The organism is Paenarthrobacter aromaticivorans (assembly GCF_019038615.1).
Lineage (GTDB): Bacteria > Actinomycetota > Actinomycetes > Actinomycetales > Micrococcaceae > Arthrobacter > Arthrobacter aromaticivorans.
Window position 1 is genome coordinate 721,816 of the sequence record NZ_JAHOPC010000001.1, and the last position, 17,202, is coordinate 739,017.

The following is a 17,202-nucleotide window of genomic DNA, read 5'->3' on the forward strand; positions in this document are numbered from 1 at the left end:
CCCTACTACCGGCGCCCGTGCACAGGGTAGGCCTTGCCGGCGCAGAGGGCGCCGAGGCCCATAACGTCATGGCCATTAAAGGCCGGCAGGGACGGCCTAAAGGCCCGTGTCTGCCGGAATACACAGTTAGTCTTCGTGGTTCGCGGGTTCGGCGGGGGCGCCGGCGCCGGCGCCGGGAGGACTGAAATCCGGTTCACTCCGGCCATGGAAATCGAGCCAAAATGCGGAGTACAGGTCCGGGTTGGAGTGGGCGGTCCCTGGCCAGAAGGATTCGTTCGGCCAGGATCCGTGGGGGATGTCTATCTGGAAAGCTGAAAAGTCCGGGAACGTGACACGATTTTGCATGGTCCGCCCCTTAACTGTTCAGCACGGCGTCGCCGCCGGCAGTGACCACGTCTTCGAGCAGCACGGCCTGATTCATAACAACCGGCTGTTCCGGGGCAGGAAGGCCCACTACCTGCCCAAAGCTGAACATGTTCTTCGGATCCAGCTCCGCTTTCGCCTTCTTAAGCCGCTCCCGCGCGCTGGGGCCCCAAGGGCGCTCCCTGTCCTCGGCATCCACAAAGTGCCCATGGAGGTTCACAAATGTACCGCGATTGGCAGCCGGACGAAGGTCTGTATGCACGGAATCGAAAACTGCCGGCAGCAGCTCAACCACAGGAGGCGCAGCGATGGCAACCATGTAGAAGCTGAACGCCGCGTCACGGCCGCCCACAATGTCCTCACCCTGCGCGCTCTTGGCCAGGGCGCCGCCCAGCAGCCGGACTTCGGCCAGCAGCACTGGACTTTCGACGCCCGGACCGAAGTGCCGCAGGATTACCTCGGATGCCTCTTCATCCAAACGATCAAGCAGCAAACCACGCTCGCGGACAGGGACAGGCTGGTCCGGATCCTGATGGATCGTGTCGAATTGGCTTGCCTCCAAAGGACCGGTGGCGTCCATCATGAACGGGGCGCTTCGGCGCATGGGTTCCAGCAGCTCCGCCGCTGCAGCCAAGTCGCCTTGGTAGGCGTAGCGGAGGTGGATCACAAACTTTCCCCGCAACGGCTCCGGAATCATCTCCATGTCGGGAAGGCGCAAGAACGCCAACGACGCCGATGCCTCCACGGGTAGCGACGGCACCCATTCCCTGAACGCCCTCAGGACTTCCGGGGCGTGCCCGCCGTCGAAGTACACGCCACCTGCGTAGAGATCGGCGGCTGGGAAGAGGTGGAATTCCATGGCCGTCACGATGCCCAGATTGCCCTTGCCGCCTCGCAGGAGGAAGAACAAGTCAGGGTTCTCATCCTTGGTGACCCTTTTTTGGGTGCCATCTGCTGTAACCAGCTCGAAGGCGATGACATGGTCCGAGGCGAAGCCATACTTCCGGCCCAGGATTGGCAGCCCGCCGCCCAGCGTGTATCCCACCACGCCTACGTCAGAGGTTGAACCACAGAGGCCCATTAAGCCGAAGGTTGCAGCGAGCTCAACCACAGCCTTCCACCGAACACCGGCCCCGACTCTGGCAGTTTTCTCAAGGGGGTCGATGCTGAGCTCAAGCATTCGGCGGGTGCTGATGAGCAGGCCGCCTTCGATCGCGTTTGTTGCACCATGACCCGTGGACTGGACGGCTACGGGCATTTCCCGTTCCGCCGCCCATCTAATAGCCGCCGAAACGTCCTCGGCGTCGAGGGCGCCGAAGGCAAGATCCGGCTGGTGTTGAGTAGAGAGGTTGAAAGCCGAAATCTCGGATTGGAATCCGGGATCGGCAGGCGTGAACACGGGACCGCGCACACTGAGTTGGAGTTCAGAAATACCCGAAAAGGACGCGTGGGACTGCATGATCTTCTCTCGATTGACCGAATGGCGGAAGCTCCCCAGCAAGCCTCGATCAGTTTATCCATCAACTTTAGATAAGAGAAGGGGTTTAAATCACGCATAATCGGGGCAGGGTTGAAACCCGCACCATTCAGCTCTTGTTGTGGGTTCTCAGAGGTGCTTGATCATACGGGTATTGCCCAAGGTGTTGGGCTTTACCCGGGCCAGATCCAGGAATTCCGCGACGCCTTCGTCATGCGACCGCAGCAACTCCGAGTACACCTGCGGGTCCACGGCCGACTGGTCCTCCATGACGTCGAAGCCATGGCGCTTGAAGAAGTCAACCTCAAACGTCAGGCAGAACACCCGGCTGACACCGAGCTCCTTGGCCTTTTCAAGGAGATCCTCCACCAACACATGCCCCACACCCCGCCCCCGCCACGCGTCCGCAGCCGCGAGGGTGCGGATCTCGGCCAGGTCCTCCCACATGACATGCAGGGCACCGCAACCAATCACGTCGCCGTCCTGGGATTCGGCAATCCGGAATTCCTGGAGGCTCTCGTAATAGGCCACAGTTTCCTTGGCCATCAAAATCCGCTGCTCCGCCAAGGGCGCAACCAGCCTCTTAATCGCCGCCACATCACCAGTACGGGCAGGACGAAGGCTAAAGGTCGAATTCACTCCCCCATCCTAACGAGACAAAACTCCGCCATACCAACGACGCAAAGAGCTGCTGGACCCCGCATGACGTACGCCCGAGCATGACGCGGGGCCGGCGGAACCGCCGGGCGGGCACGAGGGCGACGGCCGGGACATTTACGTAGCGTGCGTCTAAGCGACGCAGGAGCGAGCACGCGGTAAATGTCCCGGTCGTCGGCCGGACCGACCGGGACCAGCGTCGGAACCTACAGCCCCAGCTCCTCAGGCAAAGCAACGTCCTCGCCCAGCACCTGCTTTGCCAGGAAGTGCTCTACGACTCCGTACCAAACCTTCGCATGCTGCGGCTGCAGGACCCAGTGGTTTTCGTCGGGGAAGTAGAGGAACCGGTGCGGGCTCTGGCCGTTGTCGTCCGCGGGCAACTGCGACGAGGACAGTAGTTCGTACCAAAGCCGCAGGCCCTCGCCGATCGGGACGCGATAATCCTTGTCGCCGTGGATCACGAGCATTGGCGTCCTGATGTTGCGTACGTTGAGGTGTGGCGAGTTCTCCATCGCCATCTCCACCGTCATTTCCTTCAGCCAGTATTGTGCGGCGTCGGTGGTGGGGCCGAACTGGTCCAGGGCCCACAAACTGGCGTGGGTCACGATCGCTTTGAAGCGGTCCGTCTGGCCTGCCAGCCAGTTGGCCATGTAGCCTCCGAAGGACCCGCCCATCGCCGCAGTGCGTGTCTCGTCGATGTCCGCACGCTCAACTACGGCATCGGTGATGGCCATGAGGTCCGAGAAGGGCTTCTTGCCCCATTCACCCCAGCCGCGCTGGATGAACTCCTGGCCGTAACCTGTGGAGAGCGCAGGGTCGGGCAGCAGCACGGCATAGCCCTTTGCCACCAGCAGCCAAGGATTCCAACGCCAGGTCCAGGCGTTCCATGAGCCCAGCGGTCCACCGTGGATCCACAGCAGGAGGGGAGCTGGGTTGTTATCGGAAGCCTCTTCAGGGAGCGCCAGGTACGCTGGCACCCGGGAGCCGTCCTCCGCCGTCGTTTCCACGCGTTCGAGGCGCCCCTTGTACCTTGGCCGTTCAGCGGGCGCCTGCAACCTCACCACATCTCCGGAAGCGAGGTCGATCCGTACTGCTTCAGGGGGAAACTCGTAGGAGCTCCGCAGCGCGTATGCCGCGGTTCCGTCCGGCGAGACCACGACGTCGGAATACGCTGCGGCGTCTTTCGTCACCCGTGTTACCCGCCCGTCGGCAACGTCGATCCGGAAAAGCGGCGACGCGCCGTCGTCGTCCGCTTTCACCAGGATGGCATTGCCTTGCGGGAGCCACGCCAAGACAGTAGCCCAGCGGTCCCATTGGTGCGCGAGCGGCTCCAGGTCAGTCGTTTCGCTGCCTGATACGTCCAGTAGGTGCAGCTTGACCTGCGGCGCTTGCGTGGGCGTGGTGTCACTCTCACTCTCCACCACCAGCGTGCGGTTGTCCGGGCTGACGGGACCAGGGAAGTAGCTCATTCCCTCGCGGTCCAGAAGCACCTTGACGGTTCCCGTGGCGACGTCGACGGCGGCCAGCACCTCACGACTGTCGGCCTTGGCGAGCGCTTTGGTGAGGCTCGTGTAGATGGTCTTGCCGTCCGGACTCACCACAGTTTTGGCTTCCCGCAGCGAGCCTCCGACGCCGGGTGTCAGGTTTCGCAGCTTAAGCGGCGTTGGCGAGTCAACGGTGGTTGGTTTGCCGGCCTCCTTCTCCTCGCCCTGCTCAACCGCGAACAAGCGCGGCTCACCCGGGCCAAGGTCCGCGTCCCAATAGCGGATCGGGTAGCCACTGTGCAGGATGGCGGACACTTTGTTGTCTTTGCGGGCCTTGCGGCGCTCCTCGTCGTTCTCCTCATTGCTGGAGCCCGCCAAAACCTCGGCGTTGACGAAGATGGCATCCGCGTTCTTTGCCGCCATGACGGAACTGATCCCGCCGGCGCGCGAGTGCACAACCCTGGCCTCGCCCCCATCGGCAGGAAGCAACCACAGGGCGTTCACCGGATCGGCGTCGGGATCTGCGCTCTCGGGGTCGGGGCGGGAGGACGTGAAGTAGAGATCGCCGTTGGCGGCAAAGGCGGCACCGGCTTCACCTTTGGAACTTCGGGTGATCCGTCGGGCGTGGCCCTGGCCTGTGGGGTCGATTTCCCACAGTGCAGTGACGAACTCGGTGCCCTTGCCGTTCAGGGTCGAAACGGTAGTCACCAGGCGCTTGCCGTCCGGGCTAAGCGTGAGACCACTGACCCTGGGAATGGCGAGGTAGTGGTCGATGTCGTGGAAAGGAGTTGCGGGTGGCGTGCCCGGGCTTGGGGTGTCAGTCGAATCCATGCTCCGATTCAACACGCATTGTGTCCCCGATCACAGAGTGGTTCACTTACAGTGAAACACTACTTTCAGATATTCGCCCGCCGCACCCAACTGAGTCGCAGTTAAGCGCGTTTAGGCGGCTCATAACGCGCTTAACTGCGACCCAGTTGGGAGGTTGCGGAGCGTCCGGAGCACGGCGGAGGCCCCGTCTTCGTTCCCGATCCGCGCTGCGAGGATTCTTGCCCGGGCTGCGTAGGACGGGGTGCTGACGGCTTCCCGGATGGCGCACGCCAATCGCTCAACAGTGAGCCCCTTGTAGGGAACCGGCCGGGGCCCTGCGCCGAGGGCAGCAACCCGGGCAGCCCACAGCGGTTGGTCCGTATACACCGGGACGCAGACCGTGGGCACACCAGCGCGGAGGCTGGCAGCGGTGGTGCCAGAGCCCGCATGGTGCGCGACTACCGCCATCCTCGGAAACAGCCACTCGTGCGGGACTGCGCCGATGCCGATCGCATCATCGTCCGAGAGGTCCCCCGCACCCTGCAGCACCGCCCTGACGCCCGCCCGCCTGATGGCCTCAAGAACGAAACCCGCCTCCAGCGCAGCGCTGCTTCCAAACCCGACAAACACCGGCGGCGGCCCTGCGGACAGAAAGTCCTCCAGTTCCGCGGACGGACTCCATTCCGGCTCGGGCACCGGCCACCAGTACCCCGCCATGACCAACCCAGGGCGCCAGTCCGCCGGTCGCCGTAGAACTGTGGGGCTGATCCCATGGAGGACCGTGCTGTTCGCCCTGGCTCGACGTCGCTCGGCAGCTTGGCGTGACAGCTTCGGCAGGCCCAACTCGTGGCGAAGCCTTGCAGTCGGGGCGTCGTAGGGGGCAGGTCCGGCCAGGACCCGCTCGCCAATAATCCGGTTGCCCAGCCTACCCAGGTTCCGGGCGGACCCCAGCAGCACAGGAGGGTAGTCTGCGCTGGGTTCCACCGGCTGCAGATGCGTGCCCACCGCTGGAATTCCAACCGCTTCAGCGACGTCGTAGGCATATGGCGCCACGGAATTGGCCAGGATGACATCCGCACCCGCTTCAACCGCAGCCAGGGTCCCGGTGGCCGCTTGATCCATGTACTCGCTGAGCTCCCGCCAAGTGGTGAGCATGCCGCCGGACGACTTCGCTCCACCCGGTGTGACACGCTTGATGATCCTGCCAAGGTCGCCGGGAAGAGGACGATACTCACACCCGGACCTGACCACGAGGTGTGCGTACGCGGGGTTGGCAGCGATGGACACCTCGTAGCCCAGCTTTTGCAGACGACTGCCGAGCCCTGCCATGGGGGCGACATCTCCCCGCGTCCCCGGACAAATCATCAATACTCGCACGCACCCCTCCTTTGCAGTTCTTGTGCCCATACTCTCCATAGCCACCCTATGGGCACACCAGCACACAAAACTCGGGGCACCAACGCACTCGGGGGGACCAACACAAATGCCCCGCCCACTCCTTGCGGAATGGACGGGGCAGTTGGCTTACGTTGCGCACGCCTTATGCGGTAGGAGCAATCTCCGGGATCCGCGGCTTGGCGTTGCCTGCAAACGTGAACTTGGCGTCGTCGCCTTCGCCGTCCACATCCACCACAACGATGTCACCGGAGTGCAATTCGCCGAAGAGGATCTTCTCGGAGAGCTGGTCCTCGATCTCGCGCTGGATGGTACGGCGCAGCGGCCGGGCACCCATTGCGGGATCGTAGCCACGAGTGGCCAGAAGAACCTTTGCTGCCGTGGTGAGTTCGATGCCCATGTCCTTGTCCTTGAGGCGACGCTCCAGGCGGGTAACGAACATGTCCACGATCTCGATGATCTCGTCCTGGGTGAGCTGCGGGAACACCACGACGTCGTCAACACGGTTGAGGAACTCGGGGCGGAAGTGCTGCTTGAGCTCCTCCGTGACCCGGGCGCGCATCCGGTTGTAACCGGTCTGGGTATCGGTGCCGGACTGGAAGCCGGTAGCGACGCTCTTTGAGATGTCGCGGGTACCCAGGTTGGTGGTCATGATGATCACGGTGTTCTTGAAGTCCACCACGCGGCCCTGGGAGTCGGTCAGTCGGCCATCTTCCAGGATCTGCAGGAGCGAGTTGAAGAGGTCCGCGTGGGCCTTCTCAACTTCGTCGAACAGGACCACGGAGAACGGACGCCTGCGGACCTTCTCGGTCAGCTGGCCGCCTTCTTCGTAGCCGACATAGCCCGGAGGTGCACCGAAGAGTCGCGAAACCGTGTGCTTCTCGGAGTACTCGGACATGTCCAGCGTGATGAGGGCATCCTCTTCCCCGAACAGGAACTCGGCAAGGGCCTTGGCGAGCTCGGTCTTGCCGACACCCGTAGGCCCGGCGAAGATGAACGAGCCACCGGGACGCTTGGGGTCCTTCAGGCCTGCACGCGTGCGGCGGATAGCCTGCGACAGGGCCTTGATGGCCTCATCCTGGCCGACGACGCGCTTGTGCAGTTCGTCTTCCATCTTGAGGAGCCGCGAAGACTCTTCTTCGGTGAGCTTGAAGACGGGGATGCCGGTGGAGTTCGCGAGAACCTCGGCGATCAGGTCTTCATCAACCTCGGAGATGTCATCCATGCCGCCGGACTTCCAGTTGCGTTCCTTCTCAGCGCGTTCGGCAATGAGCTTCTGCTCTTTGTCGCGCAGCGAAGCGGCACCCTCAAAGTCCTGGGCGTCGATGGCGGATTCCTTCTCCATCTTGACGTCGGCAATGCGCTCGTCCATGGCCTTGAGCTCCGGCGGAGCGGTCATGCGGCGGATACGCAGGCGTGCACCGGCTTCATCGATGAGGTCGATTGCCTTGTCCGGCAGGAAGCGGTCCGAAATGTAGCGTTCGGCCAGCTGCGCGGCTGAGGCGAGGGCGCCGTCGGTAATCGTTACGCGGTGGTGTGCCTCGTAGCGGTCCCGGAGGCCCTTCAGGATCTCGATCGCGTGAGCCACGGAAGGCTCCTTGACCTGGATCGGCTGGAAGCGGCGCTCAAGAGCGGCATCCTTCTCAATGTGCTTGCGGTACTCATCCAGGGTGGTGGCACCAATGGTCTGGAGTTCACCGCGGGCAAGCATCGGCTTCAGGATGGATGCGGCATCGATGGCGCCTTCAGCAGCACCTGCACCAACGAGGGTGTGGATCTCGTCAATGAAGAGGATGATGTCGCCGCGTGTGCGGATCTCCTTGAGGACCTTCTTCAGGCGCTCTTCGAAGTCGCCACGGTAGCGTGAGCCGGCAACCAGTGAACCAAGGTCCAGCGTGTACAGCTGCTTGTCCTTGATGGTCTCCGGGACGTCGCCGCGGACAATCGCCTGGGCGAGGCCCTCGACGACGGCAGTCTTACCGACGCCGGGCTCACCGATGAGCACTGGGTTGTTCTTGGTACGGCGGGAGAGGACCTGCATGACGCGTTCCATCTCCTGCTCGCGGCCGATCACGGGATCGAGCTTGTTCTCGCGGGCAGCCTGGGTGAGGTTGCGTCCGAACTGGTCCAGCACCACCGAACCGGCGGGGGTTCCCTCCGGCTGGCCCTGGCTGGAGCCCGAACCGGCAGCTTCCTTGCCCTGGTAACCGGAGAGCAGCTGGATGACCTGCTGACGGACGCGGTTAAGGTCCGCGCCGAGTTTGACCAGCACCTGGGCAGCAACGCCTTCGCCCTCACGGATGAGGCCGAGCAGGATGTGCTCGGTTCCGATGTAATTGTGGCCGAGCTGCAGTGCTTCGCGGAGCGAAAGCTCAAGCACCTTCTTGGCGCGCGGGGTGAAGGGGATGTGTCCGGACGGAGCCTGCTGGCCCTGGCCGATGATCTCCTGCACCTGTTCGCGGACGCCATCGAGCGAAATGCTCAGGGATTCAAGCGCCTTGGCGGCAACGCCTTCACCCTCGTGGATCAGACCCAAGAGGATGTGCTCGGTACCAATGTAATTGTGGTTGAGCATCCTTGCCTCTTCTTGGGCAAGGACAACCACGCGACGGGCACGGTCCGTAAATCTCTCAAACATTTCGCCACACTCCTAGCTACGACGTACTTTGATGCTACGTGCCGAAGCCCGACTTTTGGAGCGTGTTCGCCACAGGGGAAACATGACGCCCAGCGGAATAAACCTGGCACCCCCTTCGCGGTTGGGGGGCCCGCCTGCGGAACGCCCGTCCCACGCCCGTTGCGGCCTCCGGAAGGTCGTGGTCAGCCACCCAGAACAGGGGTAGGGCGACGAACGCAGCCGCCGGCTTTGAGCACGCGCTTTGACCAGTAGTTTTGACCAGTTCCAAAAGGCCGGATAATCCCCACTGTAGGCGCCGGAACGATTCACGGAATATTCCTAGGCCTTGTCCAGGCACCCCCTCGGAAGACCCGGCAACAAACCATGGGCTTAAAAACCTAATGCCCCGGCAGAAGCTGCCGGGGCATTGAAGGCGGGTGAATCAGGAATTGGCCTTCTGGTACGCTTCCTGAATTTCAGCCTGAATGCGTCCGCGACTGTTTACGGTGTAACCGTTGTCACGAGCCCATTGACGGATCTGCGCTGAATCCTGGTTTCGCGTGGCGGTTGCACGGCCACGTGTTGCACGGCCCGAGGAGGTCTTCCTGGCTTTGGCTACGTAAGGCTCCAGTGCTTTGCGCAAAGATTCTGCGTTAGCCGTGGACAAGTCCATCTCGTAGCTAACACCGTCCAGCCCGAAACGGACAGTTTCGTCCGCTGCCCCTTCATCCAGGTCATCGACGAGGATGATTTTAACTTTCTGTGCCATGAGTAGCCTCTCTTTTGGAGGGTTGGATAATCAGAAATTTGAGGGTTCCTATTCCTGATTATCGTTCACGTCAAGCACACACGTCAAAGGCACATTTGGGTTTCCTGCTAAGGCCACCCAATTTGCAGGCTATTTAGCTGCCGGGCCTTCACCCTCGGGGCCGGAATTCCGCAAATTGGCCTCCGCTTGGGCGCGGGCTTCCGCCTGCCGCTCGGATTTGTCCGCATTGAAGATGGACTTCATGGCAAACCAGAAGATCAAACCAACAACGATCGATGGCGCCAGGACTGCGATGTATTCCATGATCAGTGTCCTTCGGGCTTGAGCAAGGGGAACAGAATGGTTTCGCGGATACCTGCGCCGGTGAACAACATGACGAGGCGATCGATGCCGAGCCCGATACCACCCATGGGCGGGGCACCGTATTCAAGGGCGCGAAGGAAGTCTTCGTCGAGTTGCATGGCCTCTACGTCGCCAGCAGCAGACCGGCGTGACTGCTCCGTAAGCCGTTCGCGCTGGATAACGGGGTCAATGAGTTCGGAGAAGGCCGTGCCGCGCTCCATGCCCCCGATAATCAGGTCCCATGCCTCGATGAGCCGGCCGTCTTCGCGGTGCGGACGCGCAAGCGGCTGAGCGGACGGCGGGTAGTTGTAAACGAAAGTCGGGTTCAGCAGTGTGGGTTCCACGATCTCGCCAAAGAGCTCAACCACGATCTTCTCCGCGTCCCACTGCGGGTCCACCTTGATCTCGTGCTTGGCAGCAATGGCCAGCAGTTCCTCCACTGTGGTGTCGGGAGTGACTTCAACGCCAACCGCTTCAGAAAGCCCGGGGTATACCGCAACCCAAGCCCATTCGCCGTCGAGGTTGATCTCGCCTGCATCCGTCTGGATGGTACGGGCGCCAACCACGTCCGCCACGTTCAGGATGATTTCCTTCATGCGCTCGGCCATGACGAACTGGTCAGCCCAGGCTTCGTAGCACTCAAGGGTGGTGAATTCGGGGCTGTGCGTGGAATCGACGCCTTCGTTACGGAAAACGCGGCCCATGTCGTAGACGCGGTCGATGCCACCCACTACCGCGCGCTTCAGGAAGAGTTCCGTGGCGATGCGCAGGGTCATCTTCTGATCGAACGCGTTCATGTGCGTCTCGAACGGACGGGCCGTAGCACCACCGTGGACCAGCTGCAGGATGGGGGTCTCCACCTCGACGTAGCCGTGGCGGTCAAGGGTGTCGCGGACAGACCGCGTGATGGCAGCACGCTTATAGACCATCTCGCGCGCTTCATCGCGGACAATGAGGTCCACATAGCGCTGGCGGACACGGGTTTCTTCGTTAAGCTCCGCGTGCAGGACCGGGAGCGGGCGCAGTGCCTTGGAGGCCATGGACCAGGAATCGGCCATGACGGAGAGTTCACCGCGGCGGGAGGAAATGACCTCGCCCTTGATGAATACGTGGTCTCCAAGGTCAACCAGGGCCTTCCAATCGGCCAGCGCTTCCTCGCCCACATTGGCCAGGCTCAGCATTGCCTGGAGACGAACGCCCTTGCCGTCTGCCCCACCTTCCTGGAGGGTAGCAAAGCAGAGCTTGCCCGTGTTTCGTACGAACACGACGCGGCCCGTGACGCCCACGATGTCACCAGTGGTTTCGTCGGCTTCCAGGTGCGCATACTTTTCGCGGATCTCACTCAAGGAATGCGTCCGCTCAACGCCCACAGGATAGGCCTCTGTGCCACGTTCGATCAGCTTGGAGCGCTTGTCCATACGGATACGCATCTGCTCGCTGGCGTCGGTGGGCTCTGCGGAGGTGTTAAGGGCTGGGGTGTTTGCGGAAGTCACAGTCCTTAAGTTTACCGCTCATTATGGGCGTCTATTTCCGGGACATAGACTCGGGCTGTGGAGACGTGGACAGTTGAAACGGACGACGGCGGCGGCCAGCTTGAAGTGCACACGTTCCGGCCGGCGTCGAAAGCCTCGATTCCCGGTTCGCACGCACCTGCGGAACCGTCCGGCGTCGTCGTGGTCCATGGGACTTTGGTGACCGATTCTTTGTACTGGCCCTTCGCGCGGACCTTGAGCCTCATGCTGCGGCGACCAGTCCATTGCTACAACCGGCGAGGCCGCGGCCGTTCGGCGCCACAGCCGCCGGGTTACTCCGCCGGCACCGAGATCGCGGACCTCCAGGCGGTGATGCGGAGCACCGGTTCAACGGATGTCGTGGCGCACAGCTATGGCGGTTTCGTGGCACTGCAGGCTGCTCGCAGCACGGAGATCAACCGCTTGGTCACCTACGATGCTGCTGTCTCGTTATCAGGAAATCTCCATGGCCGGTGGCGTCCGGAATTGGAAGCCGCAGTTAGCGCAGGCCAGCTGGACCACGCGTGGGCCCATCTGGTGCAGGGTTTGGGAACTGCCGGTCCCATCTCATACCTGCCCATGGGGGCATTACGGATGCTGAGCGTCCTCTCAGCACAGACCCGGCTGGGTTCGGAGATGCGCTCCCTGTTGCCCACCGCCGTCGCCGAAATGCGGGCGGTCCTCGACGCCGACGCGCATCTTCACGATTTCACCTCGCTCGCAACCCCAACACTCATGCTGAGCGGAGGTTGGAGCCCGTCCTACTTCGCCGAAACAGGCCGCACCCTTGCCGGAGCGGTCCCCGTCATCGACTTCGCCACTGTGCCCCTGCAATTCCATGAAGGGCCCCTTCGGCCAGGCAGGCGGCTTGCAGCCCGAATCGCCCGCTTCCTTTCGGCCGACCCGGCACCCGCTGACGGCGCGCCCTAGGATGAACCGGTGAGGGAACGCGACATCAGAACGCACGACGGCGGAAAACTCGCCTTGTACAGCTACGGCGCGGAAGACGCACCCGGGGAGCGCCGTGTGGTCCTGATCGGCGGCGCATTCCTCACAGCCCTGATCTATCGGCCCTTTTCCGTCGCCCTCGCGAAGGGCCTCGGCGATGGGTGGGCCGTGGACGTCTACGACCGCAGGGGCCGCGGCAACTCCAGCGATCAACCACACAACTACTCCATGGTCACGGAAATTGCGGACGTGCGAACCATCTTGGATGCCACCGATGCGAGGAACATCCTCGGGCACAGCCTGGGCGGGTCGGTGGCCCTCAACGCTGCGCAGGCGTTTGCCGGCACGCACCACCAACCGGACAGGCTTGCCGTGTACGACGCCGCCGTGAACATCGATGGAAGCATGGATACGGATTGGATGGCCGGCTTCGAGGACTCCGTGAACAAGGGCAATATCAACCTCGCCCTTGCCCGCATGAAGCGGGGCATGCATCCGGGAAGTGCCTTGGCCCGGATCCCTGAACCCGTGCTGGTGGGCCTCATGGCCGTGGTTTCGCGGACCAAAGTCAACACGATGTTCCGTGAACTCCTGCCATCCGGCGTCGGAGAACTCAAAGCTGCCTTCGACGCCACGGAAACTCCGCGCGATTTCTCCGTTCTACCTCCCAGCACCCACTTCATGGTGGGCAAGAAGAGCCCGCAGTACTACAAGGTAACCGCGGCTCGCTTGCACGCCGCTGTTCCCGGAAGCACCCTTGAGATATCGCCAAAAGGCTTCCATGGCTCCGTTCCAGCCGCCGTGAAGGAACTCGTGATGGACATCTCGGATTACTTCAAAAGCTGATTGTTGTCCACATAGCGTCCAGCATGCTGCCGGCGCTCAGGTGGCTCGGTTAGGCTCAAGACATGACGCGCGAGATCATCACCACAACGGACGGCGGACACCTCGAAGTATTGACTACGGGCGGTGGCCTGGCAGCTGCAGGCTCCGGCATCGTGGTCGTGCCTGCCTCAATGGTGACAGCCTCCGATTACACACGTTTCGCACAGAAACTGAGTGAGTCCCTTGGCCGGCCTGTCCATACGTTTAACCGCCGTGGACGCGGTGAATCCTCTCCGCAGCCCGAGGACTACACCCTCGAAGCCGACATCCGGGATCTTGACTCTGTCATGAAACACACGTCCAGCACGGACGTTTTCGGTCACAGTTTCGGCGGCGCCGTCGCGCTGCATGCGGCGCGGACCTTACCGGTTGAGCGACTCGCCGTTTACGATCCCGCCGTCTCGGTCAACCACAGCGTCAAAGCCGACTGGACGCCGGAATATGAACGCGCGACGGCGGCAGGAGACTACGATCGCGGCCTCGCCGTACTCATCAAGGGAGTAGAGACCGGTGGGGCCTTCGCGCGCATGCCCCTATCCATGTTGACACTCGCCAACAAGCTGACCGCAGGAACACCCATGGGCAAGCAGATGCGGGAACTGATGACGTGCGGAGTCCGCGAAATCAAGGCTGTGATAGCTGCGGATATGCCCGCAGAGCCATTCCTGGAGCTGCCCCTTGAAACGCTGATCGTGGTCGGCGAGAAAAGCCCCGCATACTTCGGTGTGGCATGCGGCCAGATCCACGACGTCCTATCCGGCTCGAGTTACACCATCCTCCCTGGGTTCGGGCACGATGGCCCCAACAAGGCGCCCGACAAGCTCATCGCAGAATTGTCTGAGTTCTTCTCGGGCTAAGGAGTTTCACACCAGCGTGGGCTTGCTCACGTTGGTCGTGTTTGACGGTGGTTTAAATGTGGGAGACCCCCCGACCCGGTGTGGGTTGGGGGGTCTCGACCTAATGTGTGTCCGGCGGTGTCCTACTCTCCCACACCCTCCCGGGTGCAGTACCATCGGCGCTGTGGGTCTTAGCTTCCGGGTTCGGAATGGGACCGGGCGTTTCCCCCACGCTATGACCGCCGTAACCTTGTTACCCGACCCCGCCTGTGCCGGTTTGTGGTTCCGGTTGGGGGTGGGAAGACTGTGTGTGGTTACAACTGTGTGGTGTTGTTATTCAGTTGTGGTTTGGTTCCTGGAACGGTTGTTGTTCGGGAACCACATAGTGGACGCGTGCAGTGTTGTGTGTGGTGTAAGTTGTTGGCCTATTAGTACCGGTCAGCTTCACGAGTCTTTGGTCCTCGCTTCCACATCCGGCCTATCAACCCAGTGGTCTGGCTGGGGGCCTCTCACACAAATTGTGTATGGAAATCTCATCTTGAAGCGAGCTTCCCGCTTAGATGCTTTCAGCGGTTATCCCATCCGAACGTAGCTAATCAGCGGTGCACTTGGCAGTACAACTGACACACCAGAGGTTCGTCCGTCCCGGTCCTCTCGTACTAAGGACAGCCCTTCTCAAATTTCCTGCGCGCGCAGCGGATAGGGACCGAACTGTCTCACGACGTTCTAAACCCAGCTCGCGTACCGCTTTAATGGGCGAACAGCCCAACCCTTGGGACCTACTCCAGCCCCAGGATGCGACGAGCCGACATCGAGGTGCCAAACCATGCCGTCGATATGGACTCTTGGGCAAGATCAGCCTGTTATCCCCGAGGTACCTTTTATCCGTTGAGCGACGGCCATTCCACAATGTACCGCCGGATCACTAGTCCCGACTTTCGTCCCTGCTTGAGATGTCTCTCTCACAGTCAAGCTCCCTTGTGCACTTACACTCGACACCTGATTGCCAACCAGGCTGAGGGAACCTTTGGGCGCCTCCGTTACTTTTTAGGAGGCAACCGCCCCAGTTAAACTACCCATCAGGCACTGTCCCTGACCCGGATCACGGGCCGAAGTTAGATGTCCAAAGTGACCAGAGTGGTATTTCAACGATGACTCCACCCGAACTGGCGTCCGGGTTTCAACGTCTCCCACCTATCCTACACAAGCCACTCCGAACACCAATACCAAACTATAGTAAAGGTCTCGGGGTCTTTCCGTCCTGCTGCGCGTAACGAGCATCTTTACTCGTACTGCAATTTCGCCGAGTTTATGGTTGAGACAGCGGGGAAGTCGTTACTCCATTCGTGCAGGTCGGAACTTACCCGACAAGGAATTTCGCTACCTTAGGATGGTTATAGTTACCACCGCCGTTTACTGGGGCTTAAATTCTCAGCTTCGCCCGCAAGGGGCTAACCGGTCCTCTTAACCTTCCAGCACCGGGCAGGAGTCAGTCCGTATACATCGTCTTGCGACTTCGCACGGACCTGTGTTTTTAGTAAACAGTCGCTTCCCCCTGGTCTCTGCGGCCCACACCCGCTCACGGAGAGCACGTCTCCATCACGGGGCAGGCCCCCCTTCTCCCGAAGTTACGGGGGCATTTTGCCGAGTTCCTTAACCATAATTCTCTCGATCGCCTTGGTATTCTCTACCTGATCACCTGTGTCGGTTTGGGGTACGGGCGGCTAAAACCTCGCGTCGATGCTTTTCTTGGCAGCATAGGATCACCGGATCCCCCCAAACGGGAGTCCCATCAGATCTCAGGATCGTGCTCGAAGCACACAGGAACGGATTTGCCTATCCCTGACCCTACATCCTTGGACCGGGGCAACCATCGCCCGGCCCGGCTACCTTCCTGCGTCACACCTGTTAATACGCTTACCTCCCGGGATCAGGTCCCGCGCTCGGCCAAAACCCACACACCACAAGGGTGGGCGGGCAGGCTCCGGGCGGTTAGTATCCCCCGCTTGGCATGGGCGGTTTTTCGCCGGTACGGGAATATCAACCCGTTGTCCATCGACTACGCCTGTCGGCCTCGCCTTAGGTCCCGACTTACCCAGGGCAGATTAGCTTGACCCTGGAACCCTTGATCATTCGGCGGACGGGTTTCTCACCCGTCTTTCGCTACTCATGCCTGCATTCTCACTCGTGTAGGCTCCACCGCTGGTTTCCACCGCGACTTCACTGCCCACACGACGCTCCCCTACCACTCCACACCCCTGAACCACGAAGGCTAGGGTACCGTGTGAAATCCACAACTTCGGCGGTGTACTTGAGCCCCGCTACATTGTCGGCGCGGAATCACTTGACCAGTGAGCTATTACGCACTCTTTCAAGGATGGCTGCTTCTAAGCCAACCTCCTGGTTGTCTTCGCAACTCCACATCCTTTCCCACTTAGCACACGCTTAGGGGCCTTAGTTGGTGGTCTGGGCTGTTTCCCTCTCGACTATGAAGCTTATCCCCCACAGTCTCACTGCTGCGCTCTCACTTACCGGCATTCGGAGTTTGGCTGACGTCAGTAACCTTGTAGGGCCCATCGGCCATCCAGTAGCTCTACCTCCGGCAAGAAACACGCAACGCTGCACCTAAATGCATTTCGGGGAGAACCAGCTATCACGGAGTTTGATTGGCCTTTCACCCCTACCCACAGCTCATCCCCTCCATTTTCAACTGAAGTGGGTTCGGTCCTCCACGACGTCTTACCGTCGCTTCAACCTGGCCATGGGTAGATCACTCCGCTTCGGGTCTAGATCACGCCACTACACTCGCCCTGTTCAGACTCGCTTTCGCTACGGCTACCCCACACGGGTTAACCTCGCGACGTAACACTAACTCGCAGGCTCATTCTTCAAAAGGCACGCCGTCACCAGAATCAGACTGGCTCCGACGGATTGTAAGCACACGGTTTCAGGTACTGTTTCACTCCCCTCCCGGGGTACTTTTCACCTTTCCCTCACGGTACTGGTCCGCTATCGGTCATTAGGAAGTATTTAGGCTTATCAGGTGGTCCTGACAGATTCGCACGGGATTTCTCGGGCCCCGTGCTACTTGGGATCCTCTCCAGGCGG

Annotated in this window: 12 protein-coding genes, 1 rRNA gene and 2 other annotated features; of the genes, 3 read left to right on the forward strand and 10 right to left on the reverse strand. The window is 61.2% G+C overall.

Annotated elements, in window-relative coordinates; genetic code table 11:
* Window positions 1-126 precede the first annotated feature (126 nt).
* The 9 genes from KSW38_RS03495 to lysS all read right to left on the reverse strand — a co-directional run bounded on the left by KSW38_RS03495 (window position 127) and on the right by lysS (window position 11,407).
* Entirely contained in the window at window positions 127-345 is a 219-nt protein-coding gene (locus KSW38_RS03495; RefSeq protein WP_216922738.1) for a hypothetical protein, read from the reverse strand.
* Between the two features lie 10 nt (window positions 346-355).
* Window positions 356-1,822, reverse strand: coding sequence for an FAD-binding oxidoreductase (locus KSW38_RS03500; protein WP_216922740.1), 1,467 nt, complete (start codon window positions 1,820-1,822; stop codon window positions 356-358).
* A 147-nt stretch (window positions 1,823-1,969) separates the two neighbouring features.
* Window positions 1,970-2,479, reverse strand: coding sequence for an amino-acid N-acetyltransferase (locus KSW38_RS03505; protein ID WP_216922742.1), 510 nt, complete (start codon window positions 2,477-2,479; stop codon window positions 1,970-1,972).
* A gap of 224 nt (window positions 2,480-2,703) precedes the next feature.
* Window positions 2,704-4,812, reverse strand: a complete 2,109-nt coding sequence (locus KSW38_RS03510; protein WP_216922744.1) for a S9 family peptidase — start codon at window positions 4,810-4,812, stop codon at window positions 2,704-2,706.
* A gap of 120 nt (window positions 4,813-4,932) precedes the next feature.
* Window positions 4,933-6,168 carry a glycosyltransferase gene (locus KSW38_RS03515; protein WP_216922747.1) on the reverse strand — a complete coding sequence of 412 codons (1,236 nt, stop codon included), beginning with the start codon at window positions 6,166-6,168 and terminating at the stop codon, window positions 4,933-4,935.
* Window positions 6,169-6,331: 163 nt separating this feature from the next.
* Window positions 6,332-8,824, reverse strand: coding sequence for an ATP-dependent Clp protease ATP-binding subunit (locus KSW38_RS03520; RefSeq protein WP_216922749.1), 2,493 nt, complete (start codon window positions 8,822-8,824; stop codon window positions 6,332-6,334).
* 421 nt (window positions 8,825-9,245) lie between these two features.
* Entirely contained in the window at window positions 9,246-9,572 is a 327-nt protein-coding gene (locus KSW38_RS03525) for a histone-like nucleoid-structuring protein Lsr2 (protein WP_216922751.1), read from the reverse strand.
* Between the two features lie 129 nt (window positions 9,573-9,701).
* Window positions 9,702-9,875, reverse strand: coding sequence for a hypothetical protein (locus KSW38_RS03530; protein WP_216922753.1), 174 nt, complete (start codon window positions 9,873-9,875; stop codon window positions 9,702-9,704).
* 2 nt (window positions 9,876-9,877) lie between these two features.
* Entirely contained in the window at window positions 9,878-11,407 is a 1,530-nt protein-coding gene (gene lysS / locus KSW38_RS03535) for a lysine--tRNA ligase (RefSeq protein ID WP_216922755.1), read from the reverse strand.
* 57 nt (window positions 11,408-11,464) lie between these two features.
* On the opposite strand from lysS, the gene KSW38_RS03540 reads away from it, so the two are divergent.
* The 3 genes from KSW38_RS03540 to KSW38_RS03550 all read left to right on the forward strand — a co-directional run bounded on the left by KSW38_RS03540 (window position 11,465) and on the right by KSW38_RS03550 (window position 14,115).
* Window positions 11,465-12,355 carry an alpha/beta fold hydrolase gene (locus KSW38_RS03540; RefSeq protein ID WP_216922757.1) on the forward strand — a complete coding sequence of 297 codons (891 nt, stop codon included), beginning with the start codon at window positions 11,465-11,467 and terminating at the stop codon, window positions 12,353-12,355.
* A gap of 9 nt (window positions 12,356-12,364) precedes the next feature.
* Entirely contained in the window at window positions 12,365-13,219 is an 855-nt protein-coding gene (locus tag KSW38_RS03545; RefSeq protein WP_216922759.1) for an alpha/beta fold hydrolase, read from the forward strand.
* Between the two features lie 62 nt (window positions 13,220-13,281).
* Window positions 13,282-14,115, forward strand: coding sequence for an alpha/beta fold hydrolase (locus tag KSW38_RS03550; RefSeq protein ID WP_216922761.1), 834 nt, complete (start codon window positions 13,282-13,284; stop codon window positions 14,113-14,115).
* Between the two features lie 109 nt (window positions 14,116-14,224).
* Here KSW38_RS03550 and rrf read toward each other — a convergent pair.
* Window positions 14,225-14,341 (reverse strand): 5S ribosomal RNA (gene rrf, locus KSW38_RS03555).
* Between the two features lie 173 nt (window positions 14,342-14,514).
* Window positions 14,515-15,388: a sequence feature (23S ribosomal RNA rRNA prediction is too short), on the reverse strand.
* 1 nt (window position 15,389) lies between these two features.
* Window positions 15,390-17,029, reverse strand: a sequence feature (23S ribosomal RNA rRNA prediction is too short).
* Between the last annotated feature and the right edge of the window lie 173 nt (window positions 17,030-17,202).

Coding starts and splice junctions, on each gene's coding strand:
- KSW38_RS03495 (WP_216922738.1), bottom strand. CDS start 345: ATGCAAAATCGTGTCACGTTCCCGGACTTTTCAGCTTTCCAGATAGAC.
- KSW38_RS03500 (WP_216922740.1), bottom strand. CDS start 1,822: ATGCAGTCCCACGCGTCCTTTTCGGGTATTTCTGAACTCCAACTCAGT.
- KSW38_RS03510 (WP_216922744.1), bottom strand. CDS start 4,812: ATGGATTCGACTGACACCCCAAGCCCGGGCACGCCACCCGCAACTCCT.
- KSW38_RS03520 (WP_216922749.1), bottom strand. CDS start 8,824: ATGTTTGAGAGATTTACGGACCGTGCCCGTCGCGTGGTTGTCCTTGCC.
- KSW38_RS03525 (WP_216922751.1), bottom strand. CDS start 9,572: ATGGCACAGAAAGTTAAAATCATCCTCGTCGATGACCTGGATGAAGGG.
- KSW38_RS03530 (WP_216922753.1), bottom strand. CDS start 9,875: ATGGAATACATCGCAGTCCTGGCGCCATCGATCGTTGTTGGTTTGATC.
- KSW38_RS03550 (WP_216922761.1), top strand. CDS start 13,282: ATGACGCGCGAGATCATCACCACAACGGACGGCGGACACCTCGAAGTA.